The sequence below is a fragment of the Legionella stuttgartensis genome, from assembly GCF_977063405.2.
In genome coordinates this window covers 1-17,751 of sequence record NZ_CDRUHA020000108.1, presented here as the reverse complement: position 1 = coordinate 17,751, position 17,751 = coordinate 1, and the positions used below count along the sequence as shown (strand labels likewise).

Below are 17,751 nucleotides of genomic sequence, written 5' to 3'. Positions count from 1 at the left end.
TTATTATAATACCGGAGATCCCTTGCTACGCTCGGGTGACATAATTGTGCTCGGGATGACTTATAAGCTCATGCTTTTTACCGGAGTAGTGTAGGAGCATGAGTTGGTTTCAATTATTTTATCTCAGGTCTTTCTTTAGTTTCTTCATCGGTAATTTCTTCAATCTTGGGACCTACTTTTCTCATATGAGGTAAGGATTCAATCGTTTTAAGCATACAGTGACGAATTGCGTCCATGTCATTAACGGGAATATCGCTTGGTACATGTGAAAATACATAGGTTTCATCATCATTTTCATACATACCATTAAGCATTTCTAATAGACCTGACCTCGCTAAATATTTGGCTTCATGCATCGTAATTACTCTTCCGTCAGCAGGAATAAGTCCCATATCTCGATTTCTTTGATTAACTAAATCAAACTCATCTGTAAGATATGCATCATGCTCAGCAAAACCTACTTTTACAGAACAAACTCTAAGCTTGTATTCTGGATTTTCAAAGCTAACTTCATGCAAAGGAGTCTTGATACTTGTCCAATTACATAACAGTTGGCCAGGAACTGTTAAAAGATGAATATCTTTTACATCGTGGATTCCTAGTCCTACATAGGTTTTACCAAAATTTCTAATCATAGTAATCTCTATGTTTTTTGCAGCTGTTTCCAAGACGTCCGTCAGCCCTTGAAACTCTGTATTCATTTCTGTTTCTAAGTCGTAACGTTTTTTAAAGCGTTTAAATAGCTCTTCATGAGTCCCTAGCACCTCTTTAGGATTAATAAAAAAAGGGGGTAAATTAGTTGTGACAATTGCTCCAGTGCTGGGAATAATGGTACTCATGCTTGCATAAGTACCACCAACTTGTAATGATGGGGTAAAAGAACCAAATTTGGTGGTGTTATTAAGGATAACATGTTCAGGAATGTTATAATGTTCCTGTTTTTTTTTGCTGGGTGCACATAAAAACCTTTGCGTTTTTAGAAAATGAGCTACTTCATCATTACTCATACCTCTGAAGATAAGATTTTTTTTATTTTCCTTCTCTAGACGTGTGACAAACTTTGGAAATGGATCATGACTCGAATGTAAATTTGTTTTATAAACCGTTTTAAAATCTTTTAAAATGGAACTTTGGCGAGTTTTTAGATAATCTAATACAACATTGGAGTATGAAGACTCACTGCGGCCTCTACCATGTGACTTTACATGACTAAAAAATTCTCTTGCTTTCATCAGGAACACTCCAACGATTTAAGTGATCGAATTTGGATTTATCTGATTATAATTATAGCATTTGGATTATAATTTGTTCTTGTTGTAACTCTTGCTATATGGAAATGAAAAAATGCAATAAATTATGGACAATAAGTTAAATAAACAGTTAGGAGAACATAGTGAAACAACATGCCCAAGGATTTTTAGCACTGGTAGCTGAATCAAAAAAACGTATTAAAGAAATAACACCAAAAACACTAAAAGAAAAAATTGATCGCCATGAACAGATGCATCTTATTGATGTGCGCGAACTTAATGAATGGGATACAGGTTGTATTCCGACCGCAATTCACTTAAGTAAAGGAATTGTTGAGCGAGATATTGAGAAGACAATTCCGGATCTTAATGCCCAAGTCATTGTTTATTGTAGTGGGGGATTTCGAAGTGCCTTAGTCGCGGACAACTTACAAAAAATGGGTTACTCCAATATTTTATCGTTAGAAACAGGACTGCAAGGCTGGCTAAATGATGGATATTCTTTACAAAAATAGATGGTTTAGGACATTGTGAAAGAAAAGGCACTCGGCTAACCTCTCTTCTAATAAGAGAGGTTAAGAGCTCCCAGATCTGAATACCTTTCTAATAAGACATGCGTTTAAAATTAATAGTATATTCGTTATTCCAATGCCAATTTCTTTCTTGATTTGTTGAAATGATCAAGGATTTTACCTTTTTAGCATCTAATTTGTTATTTTTCTTATAAAGTACTAAAAACTCGCTAGTATTTTCAACAAGAGGCGAAAGAAGAAACATTGACTTCGCCATGTTTGCAACAAGACGATATTGTTTTGTTGTGCCATTGTTTAGATTCATAGTAATCTGCAATTGTTGCGGTTTAAAGATAATGGTTGCTAAAGTTCCCCATATAGTAGGGGTTAGCTCAATTTCAACAAATAGTAGTTCGGTTTCTGGTATTTTGACTTGCTCACCAAGCAAATGAGATTCCTTTTTTAATAAAGTCATTTTTTTTTGATGCTCATGTTTCTTCTTTCGGAGAAATAGAAAATTATTATTGGAATGAATAGGTTGATAATTAACCAGTAGTAAGGGCCAACTTGCACCATCCTCCAACGAGGGGACTCGTTGATCAATAGGTTCAATTTTAAAAATAATATTATCAGGTTTTTGTTTGCCTTGAAGATGTTGTTTATTGTTCTTAGCCAAGACTGTATTAAAAACAGAGTAGCTCTGAAAAATTGGACGTGGCGACCAAGTGTTTTGTGAAGATATTAAGTACGCTTGATCGTATGAGTAAATGTCAGTGGTACCTTTTAAAATGGGGAATGCCGCTTGCTCATGTATAAAATTCATAGTGAACGCAAAATTTTTTTCGAGCCAGGAAAAATCGTGTATTCTGTTCTTTAAACCATGCCAGGCCGATGAATAAGTAGAGATAAAATTATCTCGAATGGATATGTGGGTATACTGACTATTAATGTAAAACCAAGTGTTTAATGAAAAAATAATGAGCAAGTAACTGATCCAGGAATTAAAAATTAAGGATAAAAATAGTGCTGCAAGGAAAATAGAAGTTCCAGGTATGAAAGCATGACCAAAATGACGTGTAAAACCGGTTTTAAAAGAAACAAATAGAAAAATAAAATACATACTCAATAAAAAGATTTTTTTAGTAATGGGTATTTGTTTGTTCCATGAAATGGTTGTGAAAATTAATAGACAAGTAAGCAAATATAAAAATATTTCGTTCATATTTCCATCAGCAGACATGGCTTCAGTAAATCCTGATGCTATGAAAAGTGAGCTTGTGAGATAATCAGGTAATGTCAGAAGTGATTGTCCTGCCGCCAACCAAAATACAATGATTGATATCGAAGGAGATAGAAGACAAATCAATGCGAGTTTTTTTTCTTTGTGTGCAAGAAAAAAAATGAAGCAAAGAAAAAGCATAAGTAAGCAAATAATCAACATTGACCCTTTGATTAACGCCATTAAGCCAAAGGGAGCAAAGAGGAAAAAAACAAAGAATAAAAGATAATTTCCAGCGGGCTTATCTTCCAATGAGATGATTTTGAAAGTGCATAATCCAGCAAGCAATGGATAAGAAAAAAACAAAGAGTCCCGTGAATAAATCATCCCTAAAAATGGAACGCAATAAATTAGAGCCCAATACCATTTACTTTTTTTCATTAAAAATCGTAAACAACCCCAGTACGTAAGTGCTATGTAAAAACAACCTGTAAACATCATTAGATCAGTTGCTGGATGATAGGCTTTTGTATAAAGAGATGAATAGGGGCCTAGGGTAAAAATTATTTCCTTACCAAAAGCCAATCCTTGAGCAACTGCTTGGTTTAGTCCAAGGGCCCATGAAGGATCGATGCCTGAAGCTGGCATTTTGGGAGAAAAGGGAACAAAAGCAATGATGAGAATCAGTAATAGCAATAATTGACCCAAAAAATATAAGGGCTTATCTGCTTTTTTAAGCAGTATCCTTGGTAGGTTCCTCAATGTAGGCATCCATAATTTTATTTTCAGTAGTGTAGCTTGGGTGATATATGGTAACAATCTTTTTATAATTTGTAGCCTAGGCTACGATCATAAAGTTATCTAAAACAGAAACGACAATCCTAAAGAAACTGTATTCGAAATGTCGGGAGTAATACCTGTATCCTCAATTGTTTTAAACGCCCCGTAATCATGTTCGTTTTCATATTCTACGAACAAACTTAGACCAGGCATAAGACGATAATAAGGTCTTACTATATAACGCATTTGATTCAAACCACCGCCAATTTGAGCATGGACCACTGTTTTAGTTGCTAAAATACTGCGGATTCCCGTTCGTATCAAAAAATTATTAGTAATTTGCGTATCCCGCGATAGTTCAATATCGAATTTTACGCTGCCAGCATAGAAATAAGTTCTTATATCGGTATCAATGAAAAAAGGCATTAATCCTTCCAGACCAAGGCCAGCTTGCCAATAGGGTTTGGTGGCAGGTTGATTAAAATAGTTTACTCCACCTTTAACTGCCCAAAATTGACTGATTAAATGCCAGTAAAATATATCAATATCCGCATTTTCAACTACGTCTTTGTACAGTTCAGCATCATTGGTAAATAATTCTAATTTATTATAATCAGGACCATACATGCCCTTATATGAAAGTCGTTGAGAGTTGTGTAACGGATCGGCCCCCACATCAACAAGTGTAGCAAACCAAAAGCCTGCACCATGAGCCATAGGATGCTTTACTAAATGTAAATTAATCGGCCTAATTGCTTCATCGACTCTAATGATGGGGCGGTTGTAATAAGCTGTATTCTTCTCAATGTCTTCCGGTTTGGCTGTACCTTCTGCAATTTTGATGATTGTTGTATATTGAAAGACCCGATTCATTCCCGTCATCATATGATAAAGCATGTGACAATGGAAAAACCATTGCCCACTTGCATCAGTATCTACATCCGCAGTTATTGTTGCTCCTGGTGGAATATCTAGAGTATGTTTCAAAGGATCATAGGCATCTTTTCCTGTTCGTAAAATGAACCAATGACCATGAATATGCATTGGATGATGCATCATGGATGTATTGGTAAAGACAAAGCGATAACGTTTCCCGGGTTTCAACGGAATTGGTTTAGCCTTATAACCAGGTACGCCATTGATGAACCAGATAAATTGTCCCATGTAGCCAAATAATTCCAAATTAATCACTCCTTCGACAGGTTTATTGGGATTATTGGTTGGAACTGCAGCAGTCAAATCACGATACTTTGTTTCTAATGACGTCATATAGGATGAATCAGAGGGGGATACTGTATCTTTAAATCGAGTTGGCTCAATGGGCATCTTCATGCCATGATCCATCTTCATGCCATGATCCATCTTCATGCCATGATCCATCTTCATGCCATGATCCATCTTCATGCCATGATCCATCTTCATGCCATGATCCATCTTCATGCCATGATCCATCTTCATACCATGATCCATCTTCATACCATGATCCATCTTCATACCATGATCCATCTTCATGCCATGATCCATCTTCATGCCATGCGTTTGCCTCATTGAAAACTTTGGTTTTTTTTGTTTTTGTTGATTTATAGGTAAGGTTCCATGATACATACCACCCATCATAATATTCATCATTTCTCTACTGACAGGGATGGGTTCAGGAAAGGGCTCTACTTGACCGAATTGAACAGTTTGATTTGCTCTTGTCTTTAAAGCGCCATATGCAGTCCCGACGGTATCTTTTGAGCCTGCATAAATAATATAAGGTCTATCGTTATCTATTTTCACTAAAACATCATATGTTTCTGCTGGTGAAATCGTTAATTCTTTAGTTGAATAAGGTTTTACATCATTTCCATCAGCTTGGATGACCCTCATGATGGAACCCGGTATTTTGATACGGAACATGGTGCTACTCCCGGCATCAATAAATCGCAAGCGAACGATATCACCTACTTTAGCAGGGGCAGTCCATGGGTTGGAGTTAGGATGTCCATTGATTAAAAAAGCATCGAAAGCGACATCACTTATATCATAAATGCCCATGCGCATTTGCTGCATGCTTTTATAATCGGCAATGAGACTTTGTCGTTCATTTTTAGATGCCTTATGATAATCATGAATAAATTTTGCGAGTGATGGTTGTAGCGGAAAGCGAGGAGCATAATAATCTCCGGATTTTTTAAGATTTGCTAAAACGTGTTCAGGTTTTGTATTAATCCAATCCGATAAAACGATCACATAATCTTTGGTATAGGTATAACGTGGCGTTTTTTTTGGATCAATCAAAAAAGCCCCATACAAACCTTGTTGTTCCTCCAAACCAGCATGAGCATGGTACCAATAAGTACCGGATTGCTTTAAAGTAAATTGATAATGAAAAACTCCGCCTGGAGGAATTTCAGTTTGTGCCACACCCTCCACACCATCCATTTGCCAGGGTACCAATACACCATGCCAATGTACGGCTGTTCCTTTATCAAGATGATTGTAAACATTAATAGTCACCTGATCGCCTTCTTTAAAGTGTAAAGTGGGGCCGGGGATTTGATTATTTACAGCAATAGCTTTGGCAGGTTTATTGGCGAAATAAACGGTTTTATAAGCGATATCTAAATCAATGATTTTGTGTGCTGCGAATGCGGGAAGTGAGAACATCCATGAAATCAAGCATATAAGGAAATGATATTTTTTAAATTGGGAATCATAAAAATTCATCTTGCTATCCTTTTAATGCATTTGCTCTAAACTCAAACGCAATCCTAGAGGTTTATGACCTGTACAATATCATTTACATGATAAGTAAAATAGTGGGATCTGGGATTGGAACAATTATCAAAAGTGGAAGATATTTGGATTAATAGATAGTTTGAGTTTTTGCTTTTATAGCATTCTAGGTTTTACTATTGCAGGCTCTTCATCTAATCGAGTATGAACAAGCTTATAGGTTTTTATAATTGAACCAGCCTCAGTTATTGCTGCATTTGTAGCAATTTCTAGTTCCAAAGGGGATAATGACAAATAACGTTGTAACCTGGATAATGCTTGTGAAAAACTCGTTATTTGTCCATTACTTGCTTCATTTAATGTTTTTCCTTGGTATGCATTATTAAGCATTGGGGCAGAATATTGCTCTAATCTCTTTGCGACCCCCATTGCTTGAAATGCTTGAAGCGATAAATTCCGTCCAATAAAATTAGGTTCATTTTGATGTTTAAGCAATTCTTGATAAACATTTGCCAACAGTAAATACCCTGCTGATAAATAATATTTTGCGGCGAGTTCAGCATAAAAAATTACCTTTTCTGCAATCTTTTCATCAAACTCATAGTGTAATAAATCTAATCCACCTTTACATAACGCATTTAAGGCAAAAAAACATCCATAGAGACCGGACGTCGCTAAAAATTCTTCTACATCGTCATAAAACTCCTTTGTATGCTCCATGTCGTTAAAAATTTTTCTATAATTTTCATAAAGATATAGTCCCTTGAGTAGATCAAAGCAAGAGCTAACTGTGGACATGGGTTGATATTCATGCACTGGTTTTAGATTTACTAAAGCATTTTCTTTGGGATTAACACCACAAAGTCGCCACATCTCTTCCCAGTGAGATTTTAATTCAGGTGCTTTACATATCGCATCAATTTCAGGATTATTAATCGCAAGCTTGAATAACTCTTCCTGATCTGCTTGTTCAATTATTTGATAAAAAAAATCCGGTTTCAATCGTTTTTTTAGGCTTAATAACTTAATTTGCTGGTAATTTTCTTGTTCATTTAACTCAAGAAATTTAGCTAATTGCATATGGAATCCAAGCAAGTGTTAAAAGAGCATACATATTTAATGTTTTCCCTATAAAAAATAATGAACACAAGAGGGTCTTATATTCTTATTTCTGCAATTAATTGTACACCCTCTCCCTCTTTTTCTATAGTAGTCTTAGATGTTTTATCCGCGTGAACAGATGAAACGAGTATATCTGCATCTTTTGTTGTTCTTTGTGGGCCAAGCCAGGATAAGAGTTTTTGTTTCGATTGAGTAGCAACAGATTTACTATCTGTTTTTAATGCTAGATGTCCATGTCCTTTTATTTCAATGATCCCATCTAATTGATGTTTCTTCAAAAGAGCTAGAATCATTGAATGCGATGCGCCACAAGTACTCATTTTTCTTGCATCTAACAAGTCATCTACGAACTGTGCAGCCACTTTTTGATCCACCCCGGCTTTTTCCAAGTATTTAATAATTAAATATTGACTGTCCATATTGGCATTAATACTATTTGGGTCTAGACCACGCCAAAAATTATAACACTTGATTTGTGCTCTAGAAGGGGGCATTGATCCAGGACCTACATCACCACCAATATTTTCGGATTTAAGCCATTTCCATGTAGCTTCCATATATTCCTTTTCTCGAACGGCCATGGCAGCTGCTCCGAAGAAAAATACTTTTTTATCGGCTGAGCATACATGAAGTACCATATCATTTTTATCATAAACAAGTGACAGATCGGTTTCAATTTCTTTGCAAAGGGTTCTCGTAAGATTATCATCTTGTCCAACAGAATAAATTAATTGGTCGCACTCAATAGGAAGGTTTTTTGATGCGCTTTTAAATGACAATAATAGTTTTCCATTACTTTGAGGTTCAATTTTTGATAATTCAGCTGTCATTAATTCTCCACGTGCCTTTGCCGTGGCTAATGCAGTAGTAGCAAGTTTACCTGTACCGGCTTTATCAAATTGCTTTGCTATCCAGGTAACTGTGTTTTGCTGATTTGTTTTGTTGAACTCCATATCTTCTGTTCGTTTATCATGCCCAAAAAAGCCTTTTCTATAGCATGCAGCAGCCGTTCCACCACCTCCGTAGATTACTATTGTTCTTGGTGCCTTACCGTGTTCTTCCGTTTCAGTTAAAATAAAACGGTTACCATCCACAATTGGTGTAAATCCTTTGTGGGGATCAAATTTGTTTAAGCTTTCAAAATCAACAGAGGAGAGCAACGATCCTGAAATGATATTTCTTGCTGGTCCAAGACCTGTGCAAATATTAAGCTCATCGGTATAGATCCTTTTTGCTCCAGCAGGAGTATTCACAACCACGCGATATTTCTGATCTGGAGAGTTCCAATCTCCTAAATGATTACTTCTTTCTTCAATGCGTAATACAGATGCACGTAACAAAGGTGCTTCTGTAAAACCAAGATTTACTTGATTTGCTTGGTAGACATGTCGACCATTAGCATGGGGATTTTTTTGATAATAATCTGTTGGCAAATAAATCGATGGATTTTCTCTACCCGTTGTACGCTCAAGAATACTGTGAGGTTGAGCAAGGGTATAGTTATGTCTCCAATTACCAGGATCTTCACCAATCATTAAAATTGGAGGAAGTTCTCCACGAGCTAAAAGTTCTTGGCTGGTTCCGTGATGTGCTTTATGTTGTTCAAGCCAAAGTGTAGTCCCAGTATCACCTGAACCAATAATTATTTGTGGTACCACAGCAAATTCTTGATGTTGTAACACCTGCAAAATGCTAGTACTCATTTTCTGGACTCGTTCTTGAGCAATTTCAAGACGATCATAACCTTTTGTTACTTTGGTTAAATCATCTTCAACTGTTGTATCAAAAGAGCTTGTTTGAGTGATGCTTACTGGTTTTTTTGTCTTTTCAACATAAAGAAAATTATCTATGAGTTCTTCTTTTAGCGTAATTTTATAGGCATATACATTATTGTAATCTTTAATTGCCTTTTTGAGTATTTGAACGCATTGTTCTGGAGTGTACGTTTTTTTAAAAATTTGCTTGTTTTGGCGAATTTGTTCAATAAGTTGCTCAAAATTATCTATTAAATCTTGAGTGGTACGGATTAAATTCTGATTTAATAATACACAAATAGAGTTTATCTCATTTTGTTTTATGTCTTTGGGGAGGGAGCTTCTACCCATATCTTACCTCTTGGATTGCTCATTATCAGCACACATAGGAGGTAATTGTATCAAGGCAGTATTAAGAAATTATTAATTAACCAGAGTGCCTGTTAATTTTTCATTAAAGAAAATATCTGAGTGAAGAACAACTCAAAATCTTGGCATTTAAAATTCATCTTGAATAACAAAACGTTACCTAGTACGCATAACAATTCGGATTTGTAGGGGAGTCGTTTAAATTTTATTCTAAGATCTTAGGAGTTTTATATTTTCTCAATTCTCATCCCCTTGTATAAATTCGGGACGTTGGGCTTATAAAATAATGTTAACATCCACTAGATTGATAGCTTTTTCCCTACGTTTTACAACGTTCACTTCTTTATGCTATAAACTTCGTCACTCGGTGGAACTAGTACATGACCTATAAGGGAAATTAAATTTGATGACACTATCTAAGGTATTTTTTATAAAATGTCCCGAACTGAACGACTATTGGACTTAATTCAGATATTAAGACGGCACCGTTTTCCAGTAAGTGGCGTATCGCTTGCCCAGGAGCTAGGAGTTAGCCTTCGTACTTTGTATCGAGATATTTCGATGTTGAAAGGACAGGGGGCTCCGATTGAAGGGGAAGCAGGTATGGGTTATATGTTGCGCCCAGGATTTACCCTTCCTCCACTTATGTTTACCACTGATGAAATTGAAGCTATAGTTCTTGGTTCGCGATGGGTAGCGGATCGAACTGATACTCAGCTCAAATTGGCTGCACAAAATGCACTGGCAAAAATTGCAGCAGTACTTCCCAATGAATTACGCGAACAACTCGAAATTTCTGGGCTGCTTATTGCTCCAGGAAAAGTCACCGAAGGTAAAGATTCTGATTTAATTTTAATTAGAAAAGCAATACGCTTGGAAAGAAAACTTCAAATGATCTACCTGGATGTAAATGAAAACTCTTCCGATCGGATTATTTGGCCATTAGCTCTGGGTTTTTTTGACCAAGTCCGTATACTTATTGCCTGGTGTGAACTAAGGCAAGATTTTCGACATTTTAGAACGGATCGTATTATTGAATTAAATCTAAAAGAAGTAGTTTATCCTGAACGTCGCCAACCTCTTTTAAAAAAATGGAGGGCAACTCTTGCGGTAAATAAATCTCAGTAACGAAATTTATTTTAGAAAAAGTAGGGTGTTGATTTATTTTTCTTTAAGAATACACTAAAACTATTCTACTCATCCTACATTAAGTTGCTATTCTATGCTTGAAGCATTTAAACACGAGTTAAACCATATTAGTATCCCACCTTTTCTCTATGGCACAGCTTGGAAAGAAGAACGAAGCCAAGAGCTAACTTTTCAGGCATTAAAATATGGGTTTACTGGAATTGATACAGCAAACCAGCGTAGGCACTATTTTGAAGAAGGGGTTGGACTTGGAATTCAGCAATTTTTAAAGGCAAGCGGAAAACAACGAAACGATTTATTTTTGCAAACCAAATTCACACCCGCTCACGGACACGATGAGCGCAAACCTTTTGAGAATACGGATTCATATAAAGAGCAAGTGAGACAATCATTTGCAAGCTCTCTAAAGCACTTACAAACCGATTACATTGATTCATACATTCTTCACGGCCCATCTTATAATTCTGGTATTGTTCAAGATGATCTGGATACTTGGGCCGCAATGGAGGATTTATATCATGAAGGAAAAATCAAATTACTTGGTATTTCCAATGTGGGTTTGGATCAACTGGAAGCACTTTATCATGCTGCAATTGTAAAACCGGCATTCGTCCAAAATCGCTGTTTTGCTAGTAAGCAATGGGATTTAGCAATTCGATTATTCTGTAAAAACCATGGAATAATTTATCAAGGATTTTCTTTACTCACGGCAAACCAAGCTTATTTGCAAACGAATACTATGTATCAACTTGTGGAACAGTATAAAAAATCGATACCTCAAATTATTTTTCGATTTGCATTGCAAAGTGGGATACTTCCTTTGACGGGAACAAGCAACCAACAGCATATGCGGGAAGATTTAGATCTGGACTCATTTGAACTTGCATCGGATGCATTAAAACTCATTGAAGAAATTAGTATGAACTGATTGTTCACTACTGACAAAAACTGTCACTGGCTTCGATTATATTGGTAACTTCTCTAATGAATTGGCAATGAATCATGAGTAAAAATTGGTTGGCGGTTGCGTGTGCTGAACATGTTCGTTTAGGTCAACACTTAGGCATTATGCAAATTTGTCATGGTAAACGTGCGCCTTTAAATCGGATCCATCCAAATGACTATGTTATCTATTACTCGCCAACAATCAGTTTTCATGGAAAAGATAGATTACGCTCATTTACAGCAATAGGAATTGTAAACTATGGAGAACCCTATCAAGTTGAAATGAATCAAGACTTTCATCCTTTTCGACGAAATGTACAATGGGCTAGGGCGTTTGAAATTCCTATTACACCTTTACTTCATGAGCTCGATTTTACAAAAAATAAAAATTGGGGTTATCAGTTGCGATATGGATTAATTCCAATAAGTGAACACGATAAATCAATTATTGCTGCTGCTATGCACGCTCAATGGTTATAAACTCAAGAGAGAGCTCATTATGAAGCAAATTACACCACAACTTATCAACCTCCAAGCATTTACCGTAATAGGTTTGAGTGCGCGAACCAAAAATTCTGATGAATTTAATCCTCAAACAGCAAAGCTACCAGAACTTTGGCAACGATTTTTTACGTCAAAAATATCGACTCAATCTGATGTACCGATTTATGGAGTCTATTCTGATTATGAATCTGATTGTAACGGTTTTTATACAGTTACTGCTGGAGTTAAGCTCAATGATTTGACAATAAAAAATAATTTTAATTCCATCAGTGTTAATAAAGGGAATTATCTTGTTTTTAAAAACTCAGGTTCTATGCCTCAAGCCATTATCGAAACCTGGCAAGCAATTTGGCTTTATTTTGAAAATCAATCTACTGTATTAAGAGCCTATGAGACCGATTTTGAGATTTATATGGGACAAGAGCAATGTGCAATTTACATTGGAATTAAATCTCCTCAACACTGAGAATTTTTTCGTTCGCTTTTAAATAGTGATGGATCGCGTTGACACATTGAGGCGATTCGCTTTATCGATTCTTTCGCATATCTAGCATATAATGTATAATTATTATACATACAAGACATTGTGAATACGTAATGGATAAATTGTTTCACTCCGATTTAATAGAATTATATAAGCTTATTTGTAATAAACAAAAATCTGAAGGCGTATGCAGAGGTTTCTCATGCATGTGGGCTCAGGCCATCCTTGCTAATGATGAAAAAGTATTTTTTGAAAGGCTTGATTTAATTTCTGCTTACAAACCTGATTTCGAAGCATTAAAAAATGAAATTGAAGAAGTCAAAAAGAAGGTACAGATGCATGAAAAGCTTGATAACAAAGCCAAGCAATTACTACAAATACTAGCCTTTTTTGAGGGTATTGAACTTTATTTGGCGCCAGATGAGCATAGTGATTTATTTAATAGAAATTATGTTGCTCAAGAAGACATTAGGGATATTTATTCTTTTGCTAAATCAAAGAAGCTGGAACAACAAGAGTTAATCAGTATACTGCACAAATCTTATGCATTTAACAAAACAAGTTTAGCCGACTATTTAAAAAATCTAGAACAGATATTAAGCGAAACTGATTCAGAGTTGCCGATTTTATTAGATAACTTAAGACATAGTGTTTGTATGAAATATAACAAGACAACCAAAACTTGGTTTTATATTGACACAAATGACTTTAAGCGATACCCATCTATGACATCCTATTATCGAGAAATGAATTTAGAAGGTCTTGTTGATAGTATTTTTGATTCACTGGATGGTAGCTCGAATGTAGTCTTAGGTACAAGGGTCCTTGCAAATGGCAATGGAGATCTAGATTCAATTAAAAAATCCTTTGTTAAATTTAACTTAGACTATCCCATTAAGCCTGAATTAGCACGTATGTATGATAGATATGGCGGTGGATTGTTATTTATGGCTTGTAAAAATGGCCATCTCGATATGGTCAAAGAGCTATTACTGCAACCTGGAGTTGAAATTAACCCTCATAGAGGAATGACCCCCCTTAGCATCGCCTGTTATAAAGGTCATGTTGAAGTAGTAAAGACTTTGTTAGCGCAAGAAGGGATTGAGATTAATCTAGCTGATGACCTGGGAGCAACCCCTCTTTTCTACGCATGTCAAAATGGTCATGTTGATGTGGTTAAAGAACTACTTAAGCAACCTAAAACTAATACTAGACAGACAAATATAGACACATTTTCTCCCCTTCATATTGCTTGCAAAAAAGGCCATGTAGATGTAGTTAAGGAGTTATTAAGTAAAAATATCAAGATTAATAAGTTAACTGACAAGCAGGAAACTCCTCTCTATATTGCCTGTAAAAATGGCCACGTTGATATAGTTAAAGCACTATTAAAGCAACCAGGTATTGATGTTGATCAAGAAAATATGCAATACGAAACCCCTCTTTATATTGCTTGCCGAAATGGGCATAGTGGTGTAGTTAGAGAATTACTAAGTCACGATCCTCCGATTAAAATTCATCGTTGTGATGAGTCTGGGCTAACTCCTCTACATATTGCTTGCGCAATGGGCCATCTCGGTGTGGTAAACGAGTTTATAAAACGCCCAAAGATGATTTTTACCCTAGAGACATTAAACACTGGATTAACCCCATTTCATATGGCTTGCAAAAATGGTCATGTAGAGGTAGTTAAAGCGCTATTAAATAACCAGAAAGTTAAGCGAAACCTAACAAAAGATATTCTAATAACGTCTCTTTATCTAGCTTGTGAAAGTGGCCATCTCGATGTAGTGAGAGAATTACTAAGCCAAAAAAATATTGATATTAAACAGAAAACTAAGTATGTGGGCTCCCCTCTATATGCAGCCTGTGCGCATGGGCATGTATCTATAGTCAAAGAATTGCTAAGAACAGAATCCATTGATATTAACCAACCGAATAATAATGGCAGTACGCCATTTTTTGTCGCTTGTGAAAGGGGACATCTTGAGGTAATTAAAGAATTATTAAGAAAAGAAAAAATTCAAATCAATCAAGAAGATAACTACGGAAGAACACCATTTTTTCAAGCTTGCCGTTATAAAAAAACCGCTGTCATTAAGCTTATTTTAAAATCACCAAGAATGGAAATTGAGTATTTAGATGGAAAAAAAAATTCACCTTTACAGATAGCGTGTTCATTTCTGGATACTTCAAAAGACAAAAAGGTATTCGAATTATTTTTAAATAAAAAAGCAAGCCTTACGCATAGAAATAATAAGGGCCAAACAGCATTAGATATTGCGATTAAAAGAAACAATACTGTAGCAATATCAATGATATTAAATTATGCACAGCATCACCAAATTAATCTTGAAGAAATCTTATCCTACTCACTTTGGAAAAAAGCCTTAAACTTGTCTGAAAGCGCACCCCCTGCTGTGGTTCAATACTTAGCAAGTTACAAAAATGATAAGGAAGACAAGCCATCTGATACTAAGAGAGCTAGGGCTTCTTTTTTTAGAGCCTATGTACCTCCTAAATACACTCCTAACCGCTACGTTGGAGGTGAGAAACTTTTAGAATCTGAGGATGAATCAGAATCCCCCCCAGAAGAAGATCCACCCGAAGACTCAAATAATTCATGTCCAGTCCAGTAAAATCTAATAGGGTAGTGAGCCCATCTCTGTCAAAATTGTAATGACCATAGAACATCTTAAATACAGCTGTGACCACTTTGTTAAGATATCCTTTTAGGAACATGACTATCCTAATATAAGCTATTTTGATGGATCATGCTCCAAGTGCTAGACATCTGAGGATTAAGAAAAAAAGCAGCTATTTTAAATAATTTGTTTTATTTCACTGCTAAAGTGTTTAAATAAATAACCCTATGCAATTGTTCGAATAATACCACCATCCACACGAATACTTGCTCCGTTTGTGGCTGAAGATAGAGGACTGCATAAGAATACAACCATATTTGCGATTTCATCAGGAGTGGAAAATCGTTTAATTAAAGAGGTGGGTCTTAGATCTTCAAAAATATCTTTCTCAATTTGTTTTGTCGATTTATTTTGTTGTTTTCCAAGATCAGCGACAAATTGGGTAATCCCCTCGCTGCTGGTAGGGCCAGGGAGAACTGAATTAACCGTGACATTAGTTCCTTTTGTTGTCTCAGCCATTCCCCGAGCAATAGCAAGCTGTGCCGTTTTACTCATGCCATAATGCACCATTTCTTGAGGAATTTGTACCCCTGATTCACTTGAAATAAAGATAATTCTGCCCCAGTTTTGCTTTAGCATGGGGACCAAATAATGACGACTCAAACGAACCCCACTCATTACATTGACTTCAAACATATGCAACCATTCTTCATCGGAAATCTCAACAAAGGGTTTGGTGCTATAAATACCGACATTGTTGACAAGAATGTCTAAAGTGGGTATTTGTTTAACTAATGCTTCTGTTTCTTTTTTTAGGCTCAAATCAGTAGGTGCTGCAATCAAGTTGGCCTCAGGATTGTGTGCTTTTATTTGTTGGATGGCCTCAGTTACTCTATCCTTAGTTCGCCCATTGATAACAACAGTTGCACCTTCATGAGCTAATATTTGCGCGATTGCAAAACCTATTCCTGCCGTAGAGCCTGTTACTAACGCTGTTTTACCTTTAAGTTTTAGATCCATGATTTATTCCCTGAAATCAATCGGTTGAAATGAAAAAGTACCTATTTACATACTTAATGAAACAGCTTAGCAAATATTTTTTAATTGTTAATCATTTTATAAATAATTATTCTAATAGGGGTTCTAACCGCAAACCTCAGAAATTACCGGGCATTTTTTGGTCACCTTGCTTTTTCTTAACCTCCGCCAAAGAACCTTTCCGATTATCTCATCAAGATTGATGATTATATCATCCGTAAATATGAGTGTTCTTGAAAATGAATGTGCCGCCAAGCTACAGGGGATATTTTCTTTAACATAGACACCGCCTTTTCATCGCCTTCAGCTTCATATTTCTGCTTGGGCACCGCCAAGTTAATACCTATTATAGACTCGGCATTTTGTAAGGGATGTTATGTTGAAGAGCAAACCAAAGGGCTATCGATTTCCGTTAGAGATTATCAGTTTTGTAGTATGGAGCTACCACCGTTTTAATGACAGCTATCGAGATGTAAAGGAAAGGCTGCTGTATCGTGGGATATTAGTGAGTCATGAAACAGCGCGTAGCTGGTGTATGAAATTAGGCTCCCCATTCCGTGATTAGAAAGCGGGAAGCAAAGCCTGCAGACAAATGGCATGTGGATGAGATGCTGGTGAAATTGAACGGAGAAAAATTCTGGTTATGGCGTGCCGTAGATAGAGATGGTTATGAACTGGATGTATTCCTGCAGAAACGTCGCAACAAACGTGCTGCCATACGGTTTCTGTCAAGGTTGTTGGGTTCATATCCAAAGCCCCGGGTTATCGTGACTGACGAGCTGAAGAGCTATACGAAACCTGTGCGCCACATGTGCCGTGGCACCGAACACAGACAGCATAAGGACCCTGAGCAATCGGGTGGAAAATGCCCATCAGCCAACAACAAGAAAGGAAAAGTGTCTGGTCAGGTTCAAGTCACCAGCTGGTGTCCAGAAGATGCTTTCCCTCATGGGAAAAACCCGCAATATCTTTGCCGTGAATGTCGAAAGGTACAGCAACACGGCTTCAGTGCAACGGGAAAAATTTCTGGAAGCCAAAGCAATCTGGGATTCTGCTGCACTCTCGCTTCTTTGTGTCTAAAATCCATGATTCTGGCATAATTTTATACTAAATTCGCTAACTTGACGGTGCCGTTGCAACAAAGCGATTGATAATCATCTCTTTGTCTGTATAATAAACCATCAATTTTGTTTTATTTAAGTCATTTTATATGTATAGTGTTAATGAATTGCTAAATTTAGATTGGATTTTAGAACTAA

14 protein-coding genes are annotated in these 17,751 nt (G+C 36.3%); 8 read left to right on the top strand and 6 right to left on the bottom strand.

Annotated features, from left to right (window positions below; all coding sequences use genetic code 11):
- Window positions 1-113: 113 nt before the first annotated feature.
- A complete protein-coding gene (locus ACWTEW_RS33680) occupies window positions 114-1,232 on the bottom strand; it encodes a hypothetical protein (RefSeq protein WP_454782342.1) in 1,119 nt (372 codons plus the stop codon).
- Between the two features lie 161 nt (window positions 1,233-1,393).
- Here ACWTEW_RS33680 and ACWTEW_RS33675 point away from each other — a divergent pair, with 161 nt between their 5' ends.
- A complete protein-coding gene (locus tag ACWTEW_RS33675) occupies window positions 1,394-1,765 on the top strand; it encodes a rhodanese-like domain-containing protein (RefSeq protein WP_454782341.1) in 372 nt (123 codons plus the stop codon).
- An 88-nt stretch (window positions 1,766-1,853) separates the two neighbouring features.
- Here the strand turns inward: ACWTEW_RS33675 and ACWTEW_RS33670 are convergent, their stop codons facing one another.
- The 4 genes from ACWTEW_RS33670 to ACWTEW_RS33655 form a co-directional block, all read right to left on the bottom strand.
- Complete coding sequence (locus tag ACWTEW_RS33670; RefSeq protein ID WP_454782340.1) at window positions 1,854-3,752, bottom strand: hypothetical protein; 1,899 nt, start codon at window positions 3,750-3,752, stop codon at window positions 1,854-1,856.
- A gap of 90 nt (window positions 3,753-3,842) precedes the next feature.
- The gene (locus ACWTEW_RS33665; RefSeq protein WP_454782583.1) at window positions 3,843-6,413 is read right to left on the bottom strand and encodes a multicopper oxidase domain-containing protein; all 2,571 of its coding nucleotides are present in this window, start codon (window positions 6,411-6,413) and stop codon (window positions 3,843-3,845) included.
- A 225-nt stretch (window positions 6,414-6,638) separates the two neighbouring features.
- The gene (locus tag ACWTEW_RS33660; protein ID WP_454782339.1) at window positions 6,639-7,562 is read right to left on the bottom strand and encodes a DUF5630 domain-containing protein; all 924 of its coding nucleotides are present in this window, start codon (window positions 7,560-7,562) and stop codon (window positions 6,639-6,641) included.
- A 77-nt stretch (window positions 7,563-7,639) separates the two neighbouring features.
- On the bottom strand, window positions 7,640-9,709 hold the full coding sequence (locus tag ACWTEW_RS33655; RefSeq protein WP_454782338.1) for a hypothetical protein: 2,070 nt from the start codon (window positions 9,707-9,709) through the stop codon (window positions 7,640-7,642).
- 453 nt (window positions 9,710-10,162) lie between these two features.
- On the opposite strand from ACWTEW_RS33655, the gene ACWTEW_RS33650 reads away from it, so the two are divergent.
- From ACWTEW_RS33650 to ACWTEW_RS33630, 5 genes are all read left to right on the top strand, one after another.
- Window positions 10,163-10,855 carry a helix-turn-helix transcriptional regulator gene (locus tag ACWTEW_RS33650; RefSeq protein WP_454782337.1) on the top strand — a complete coding sequence of 231 codons (693 nt, stop codon included), beginning with the start codon at window positions 10,163-10,165 and terminating at the stop codon, window positions 10,853-10,855.
- Between the two features lie 94 nt (window positions 10,856-10,949).
- A complete protein-coding gene (locus ACWTEW_RS33645) occupies window positions 10,950-11,804 on the top strand; it encodes an aldo/keto reductase family protein (protein WP_454782336.1) in 855 nt (284 codons plus the stop codon).
- 74 nt (window positions 11,805-11,878) lie between these two features.
- Window positions 11,879-12,301 carry an EVE domain-containing protein gene (locus ACWTEW_RS33640; protein WP_454782335.1) on the top strand — a complete coding sequence of 141 codons (423 nt, stop codon included), beginning with the start codon at window positions 11,879-11,881 and terminating at the stop codon, window positions 12,299-12,301.
- Window positions 12,302-12,320: 19 nt separating this feature from the next.
- Window positions 12,321-12,791 (top strand): GyrI-like domain-containing protein, encoded by a 471-nt coding sequence (locus tag ACWTEW_RS33635; protein ID WP_454782334.1) that lies wholly within the window; start codon window positions 12,321-12,323, stop codon window positions 12,789-12,791.
- 131 nt (window positions 12,792-12,922) lie between these two features.
- Window positions 12,923-15,448, top strand: a complete 2,526-nt coding sequence (locus ACWTEW_RS33630; protein ID WP_454782333.1) for an ankyrin repeat domain-containing protein — start codon at window positions 12,923-12,925, stop codon at window positions 15,446-15,448.
- 231 nt (window positions 15,449-15,679) lie between these two features.
- Here ACWTEW_RS33630 and ACWTEW_RS33625 read toward each other — a convergent pair whose 3' ends face one another.
- Window positions 15,680-16,474, bottom strand: a complete 795-nt coding sequence (locus tag ACWTEW_RS33625; protein ID WP_454782332.1) for an SDR family NAD(P)-dependent oxidoreductase — start codon at window positions 16,472-16,474, stop codon at window positions 15,680-15,682.
- A 394-nt stretch (window positions 16,475-16,868) separates the two neighbouring features.
- Here ACWTEW_RS33625 and ACWTEW_RS33620 point away from each other — a divergent pair, with 394 nt between their 5' ends.
- Together ACWTEW_RS33620 and ACWTEW_RS33615 are read left to right on the top strand one after the other, a co-directional pair.
- Entirely contained in the window at window positions 16,869-17,057 is a 189-nt protein-coding gene (locus ACWTEW_RS33620) for a hypothetical protein (RefSeq protein ID WP_454782331.1), read from the top strand.
- Window positions 17,050-17,592: an IS6 family transposase gene (locus ACWTEW_RS33615; protein WP_454782330.1), complete on the top strand. Its 543-nt coding sequence runs from the start codon at window positions 17,050-17,052 to the stop codon at window positions 17,590-17,592. The genes ACWTEW_RS33620 and ACWTEW_RS33615 overlap by 8 nt, the downstream gene beginning before the upstream one ends.
- Window positions 17,593-17,751: the final 159 nt, after the last annotated feature.

Bases quoted from the DNA above. Each gene is read 5' to 3' on its own strand.
- ACWTEW_RS33680 (WP_454782342.1), bottom strand. From the start codon at position 1,232: ATGAAAGCAAGAGAATTTTTTAGTCATGTAAAGTCACATGGTAGAGGC.
- ACWTEW_RS33670 (WP_454782340.1), bottom strand. From the start codon at position 3,752: ATGCCTACATTGAGGAACCTACCAAGGATACTGCTTAAAAAAGCAGAT.
- ACWTEW_RS33665 (WP_454782583.1), bottom strand. From the start codon at position 6,413: ATGTTCTCACTTCCCGCATTCGCAGCACACAAAATCATTGATTTAGAT.
- ACWTEW_RS33660 (WP_454782339.1), bottom strand. From the start codon at position 7,562: ATGCAATTAGCTAAATTTCTTGAGTTAAATGAACAAGAAAATTACCAG.
- ACWTEW_RS33655 (WP_454782338.1), bottom strand. From the start codon at position 9,709: ATGGGTAGAAGCTCCCTCCCCAAAGACATAAAACAAAATGAGATAAAC.
- ACWTEW_RS33650 (WP_454782337.1), top strand. From the start codon at position 10,163: ATGTCCCGAACTGAACGACTATTGGACTTAATTCAGATATTAAGACGG.
- ACWTEW_RS33645 (WP_454782336.1), top strand. From the start codon at position 10,950: ATGCTTGAAGCATTTAAACACGAGTTAAACCATATTAGTATCCCACCT.
- ACWTEW_RS33640 (WP_454782335.1), top strand. From the start codon at position 11,879: ATGAGTAAAAATTGGTTGGCGGTTGCGTGTGCTGAACATGTTCGTTTA.
- ACWTEW_RS33635 (WP_454782334.1), top strand. From the start codon at position 12,321: ATGAAGCAAATTACACCACAACTTATCAACCTCCAAGCATTTACCGTA.
- ACWTEW_RS33630 (WP_454782333.1), top strand. From the start codon at position 12,923: ATGGATAAATTGTTTCACTCCGATTTAATAGAATTATATAAGCTTATT.
- ACWTEW_RS33625 (WP_454782332.1), bottom strand. From the start codon at position 16,474: ATGGATCTAAAACTTAAAGGTAAAACAGCGTTAGTAACAGGCTCTACG.
- ACWTEW_RS33620 (WP_454782331.1), top strand. From the start codon at position 16,869: ATGTTGAAGAGCAAACCAAAGGGCTATCGATTTCCGTTAGAGATTATC.